This window comes from Methylobacterium sp. WL103 (assembly GCF_008039885.1).
Classification (GTDB): Bacteria; Pseudomonadota; Alphaproteobacteria; order Rhizobiales; family Beijerinckiaceae; genus Methylobacterium; species Methylobacterium cerastii.
Window position 1 is genome coordinate 1 of the sequence record NZ_VRUX01000352.1, and the last position, 4,428, is coordinate 4,428.

The 4,428-nt window shown below is 69.9% G+C and carries 5 protein-coding genes and 2 pseudogenes; 4 read left to right on the forward strand and 3 right to left on the reverse strand.

Annotated features, from left to right (window positions below; all coding sequences use genetic code 11):
• The first annotated feature begins 131 nt into the window (after window positions 1-131).
• Complete coding sequence (locus tag FV222_RS18165; RefSeq protein ID WP_246685530.1) at window positions 132-347, forward strand: SapC family protein; 216 nt, start codon at window positions 132-134, stop codon at window positions 345-347.
• Between the two features lie 297 nt (window positions 348-644).
• On the opposite strand, the pseudogene FV222_RS18170 reads toward FV222_RS18165, so the two are convergent.
• From FV222_RS18170 to FV222_RS18180, 3 genes and pseudogenes are all read right to left on the reverse strand, one after another.
• Window positions 645-827 (reverse strand): annotated as a pseudogene (locus FV222_RS18170) (transposase); the annotation flags it as partial.
• A gap of 7 nt (window positions 828-834) precedes the next feature.
• Window positions 835-1,582: pseudogene (locus FV222_RS18175) on the reverse strand (IS5 family transposase).
• A 79-nt stretch (window positions 1,583-1,661) separates the two neighbouring features.
• Complete coding sequence (locus FV222_RS18180; RefSeq protein WP_147815320.1) at window positions 1,662-2,552, reverse strand: LysR family transcriptional regulator; 891 nt, start codon at window positions 2,550-2,552, stop codon at window positions 1,662-1,664.
• A 78-nt stretch (window positions 2,553-2,630) separates the two neighbouring features.
• Between FV222_RS18180 and FV222_RS18185 the strand changes: the two genes are divergently transcribed.
• From FV222_RS18185 to FV222_RS18195, 3 genes are all read left to right on the forward strand, one after another.
• Window positions 2,631-3,272 carry a pyridoxamine 5'-phosphate oxidase family protein gene (locus FV222_RS18185; protein ID WP_147815321.1) on the forward strand — a complete coding sequence of 214 codons (642 nt, stop codon included), beginning with the start codon at window positions 2,631-2,633 and terminating at the stop codon, window positions 3,270-3,272.
• Between the two features lie 75 nt (window positions 3,273-3,347).
• Window positions 3,348-3,752, forward strand: a complete 405-nt coding sequence (locus FV222_RS18190; RefSeq protein ID WP_147815322.1) for a VOC family protein — start codon at window positions 3,348-3,350, stop codon at window positions 3,750-3,752.
• 112 nt (window positions 3,753-3,864) lie between these two features.
• The coding region (locus FV222_RS18195) for a YbfB/YjiJ family MFS transporter (RefSeq protein WP_147815323.1) at window positions 3,865-4,428 on the forward strand (564 nt) is incomplete at its 3' end.

Below are 4,428 nucleotides of genomic sequence, written 5' to 3' on the forward strand. Positions count from 1 at the left end.
GCAGCCGGAAAGCCGAAAAGGAGCCGCACCGTGAGTTGACCAGACCCACCCAATGATAAACATCAACCCCTGAACCTGGGTCACTTCTCAACGAAAACGCCGGGTCAACTCTCAGCGGAAATCAACACCCGGTGACCATCCAGGGGCGGGATCCGGACACCGGCGACACTCATACCCTGCACGGGGCGCAGGGCGTCGACGAACGCGCGCTCGCCGAACTCCCGGACGCTGACCTCCTTCGCCTGCGCCGCGAAGGCTGGCTCGCCGCCATCTACGCCCACCTCGTCAGCCTCCAGGCGATCGCCGACTTCAACCTGACCTATTCCAACAACCAAGCGGCAGGCTGAGATCGACGATCCATCTCTCGCCTTGCTGCGGTTCCAGCCCCTCGTCTTGAGGATCCAGGAGCCAAAGTTCCGAGAGGTCACGTTGTGTGAGCGGGCAGGCGCCATCTATCTTCAGTGTAATTGGATGCGCGACCTTCTGGGACGTGCATGACCTCCGCATAGGAGACGCAGGCGGCTGGCTCGGAGAGTACAGCCTGTGCGCCCATCCGCGGGCTGACCTCGCGATACGGCTCAAAGTGTTATTTTGTCCTGGGCTACCCCGTACGTCCTGACCGAACCTTTTTGAGCTAGAGGCTGTTATGAACTTGCGGCGAGTTGCGCGGCCTGCTTGAGCGTGAGGCAGACGAAGGCTACGATGTGCAGGTCTGCGAGGGTGCTGGGATAGCGTTCGTAGTCTTTGACGATGCGCCGGAAGCGGGTCGCCCAGGCGAAGGAGCGCTCCACCACCCATCGTCGTGGGAGCAGGACGAAGCCGCGCTTAGAGTGCCTAACAGAACCGTCTGATCTGGTTGAGGGTGATAAGGCTGGCGGCGAGGCTGGTGAAGGCTTCGTAGATGTCGGCGCGTCGTTCGTAGCGGACGGGCAGGCGGCGGAAGCGGTTGAACCACGCGTGGGTGCGCTCATCGACCCAGCGATGACGCCCAAGCCGCTCGCTGCTCTCGATGCCTTTGCGGGCGATGCGGGGCGTGATCCCGCGGGCCCGGCATTCTTGGCGTCGCGCCTTGGCATCGTAGGCCTTGTCCGCGTGCAGCTTGTTGGGCCGTCGGTGCGGTCGCCCGCGCCGTCCGCTACGCAGGGGCGGGATCGCGTCGAGCGTCGGGGCCAGCATCGGGCTGTCGTGCCGATTGGCCCCGCTCAGGCAGAAGCCGAGCGGCGTCCCGCGCGCATCGGTGACGACGTGGCGCTTCGTGCCCGGCTTGCCCCGGTCCGTCGGGTTCGGCCCCGTCGCAGAGCCCCCTTTTTCGCCGGAACAGACGCGCTGTCCAGGCTCGCCCGGCTCCAATCGATCTCACCCGCCGCGTGCAGGCGCTGCAGCAGGACCTGATGCAGGCGCGCCCAAATCCCTGCCGCCTGCCAGTCACGCAGGCGCCGCTAGCAACTCATCCCGCAGCCGCAGCCATCTCGGCGGGCAGCATCTCCCAGGGCAGACCTGAGCGCAGCACGAACAGGATACCGGTCAGCGCCGCCCGGTTCTCGATCGGTCGTCAGCCGCCCTTCAGACGTGGCCGCGCCATTCGGCGGAGCGGCCGATCGCCGTGCGTCGATGTCCAGCGGATCAATCTCTCTCTCTTTCTCTGAACAGGCGAGCCGGCTTCACTGCCAGGCCCCGCTCTTCGCGCGGGCGCGCATGCCGTCGAGGAACAGGCGGACGCTCGGCAGGTTCGCGCGGCCGGCGTCGAACAGCAGGTGGATCGGCACGGGCGGCGGGGCGTGCGCGTCCAGCACGCGGCGCAGGGTGCCTGCGGCCAGGCCTTCGGCCGCCTGGTAGCTCAGCACGTTCGCGATCCCGAGGCCGGCGGCTGCGGCTGCGAGCTGGGCGTCGATCGAGGTCACGGTGAGGCGCGGCGTGATCGCGACGCCGACCGAGTGCGGGCCGAAGCGCCACTGCGAGCCGGTCCGGACGTTGTCGCCCGCGATGAGGTCATGCAGGTCGAGCGCCTTCGGGTCGGCGGGGTGCCCGCGCGCGGCGCAATAGGCCGGGCTGGCGACGAGGACCTGCCGCACCGTGCCGACGGCGACCGAACGCAGGCTGCTGTCGCGGGGCTCGCCGATGCGGACCGCCACGTCGATCCCCTCCTCGACGAGGCGGATGTTGCGGTCGAGGAGCATCAGTCGCACCGACATCTGCCGGTGGCGGGCGAGGAGGTCGGCCACCACGGGAAGCACGTGCAGGCGGCCGAAGACCACCGGCGCGGTGATCTGCAGTTCGCCCTGCGGCGTCGTCTGGCGCCCCATCACGACGTGCTCGGCGTCCTGCAGCCGCATCAGGATCTCTCGGGCGCGCTCCAGGAGCGCGGCTCCCTCCTCCGTCAACGCCACGCTGCGGGTCGAGCGCCGGAACAGCGGCACGCCGAGATGCCGTTCGAGGGCGGCGATCGTCCGCGTCACCGCGGGCGGCGAGACGCCGAGGTGACGGGAGGCGGCCTTGAAGCCGCCCCGCTCGGCCACCGCGACGAAGGTGGTCAGCGCCGCGAAGCGGTCCACGATCATTCCTCCCGGTGAAACACTGAACTGCCGACAGGACGGATTATCGCCAATCCGTGACGTCGTACATTCACATGCATGCCCAACACCTACTTCCACACCCTGTTCGGCGAGGCGGCGCGCACGCTCCAGGCGCAAGCCGGCTCGCGTGCCAGCTACGCCCGACGCGACGCGGCGTCCCCCGACGAACGCGACGCGCTGACCGAGCGCGAGCACGAATTCCTGCAGGCGCGCGACAGCGTCTACCTCGCCAGCGTCGGCCCCGACGGCTGGCCCTACCTCCAGCATCGCGGCGGCCCGGCCGGCTTCGTCCGGGCGCTGGGCGGCAACCGGATCGGCTTTGCCGACTACCCCGGCAACCGCCAGTTCATCTCGCAAGGCAACGTGATCGAGCGCGGGCGCGTCGCCCTGTTCGCGATGGACTACCCCGCCCGGCGCCGGCTCAAGCTGATCGGGCATGCGCGCGTCGTTGCGGCCGCCGACGACCCCGACCTCGTCGCGCAGGTCGTCCACCCCGACGCGCCGCCGGCCGCCTCCGCGTTCGTCGTCGACGTGGTGGGGTTCGACTGGAACTGCCCGCAATACATCGAGCCGCGCTTCACCCGCGCCGAGATCGCGGCCGAGCTTCGTCCGCTGCTAACCGAGGTCGCCGACCTGCGCGCCGAGGTGGCGCGCCTGAGAGACCTTCCCGTGATCCCCGGATCCCGGGAAGGTCTCTAGCCTGCCGTGCGGTCGCATGTTCTTCACGTGAGCCGGCATCCACTCCGCTTGAAAATTCTCTCAGGAAATCCCCGCATGACGAACCCGTTGACCCGCGGCGCGCACCATGTCGGCCTCGCCGTGCCGGACCTCGAAGCCGCCGAGCGTTTCTTCGTCGAGGCGCTCGGATGGCGCGTCGCCGGCAGCGTGCCGTCCTACCCGGCGGTCTTCGTCTCCGACGGCGCGATCCTGGTGACGCTGTGGCGGGTCGCGGACCCCGAGACGGCGGTGCCGTTCGACCGGCGCGCCAACGTCGGCCTGCACCACCTCGCCCTCACGGTCGCCGACCGGGCGGCGCTCGTTGCGGCCCACGAGCGGGTCGGCGCCCATCCCGGCACGACGATCGAGTTCGCACCCGGCCCGATGCGAGAGGGCTCGGAGACCCACCATTTCCTGTGCACGATGCCCGGCGGCGTTCGTCTCGAATTCGCCACGGCGTGAGGCGCGATCCCGTTCGCGCCGCGATCGGCAGCGGCTAAGTGTTTTGCGCGCGCGACCGGCATCCGTGCCTGCGGAATGCACCCTCTCAACCCGATGGCGGGAGCCTCGTCCCATGGCCGTGCCGACGTCACTGCAGCCTGGTCCCCTGCCGACCTCTGCCGACGGGCGGCGGGCCTGGCGCGCGGTCGCGTCGGCCTCCTGCGCCAGCCTGGTCGGCATCGGCCTCGCACGCTTCGCCTACACGCCCCTGCTTCCGGCGATCATCGACGGCGGCTGGTTTCCGGCCTCGACCGCGGCCTATCTCGGGGCGGCCAACCTCGCCGGGTATCTCGCGGGCGCCCTCCTCGGGCGTCGGCTCGCCGCCCGGACCCGCGTTCCGACGGTCCTCCGAGGCATGATGGGGCTGGCGACGGTGGCGTTCTTCGCCTGCGCCTTCCCCTTGAGCGTCGCGTGGTTCTTCGCCTGGCGCTTCGCGTCGGGCTTCGCGGGAGGCGCGTTGATGGTGCTGGCGGCGCCCGCCGTGCTGCCGCACGTGCCCCCGGGCAAGCGGGGCCTGGCCGGCGGGCTGATCTTCATGGGCATCGGCGCGGGCGTCGCGGCATCGGGGACGCTGGTCCCGCTCCTGCTGCAGGGCGGGCTGCGGCAGGCCTGGTTCGGCCTCGGCGCGCTCTCCGCC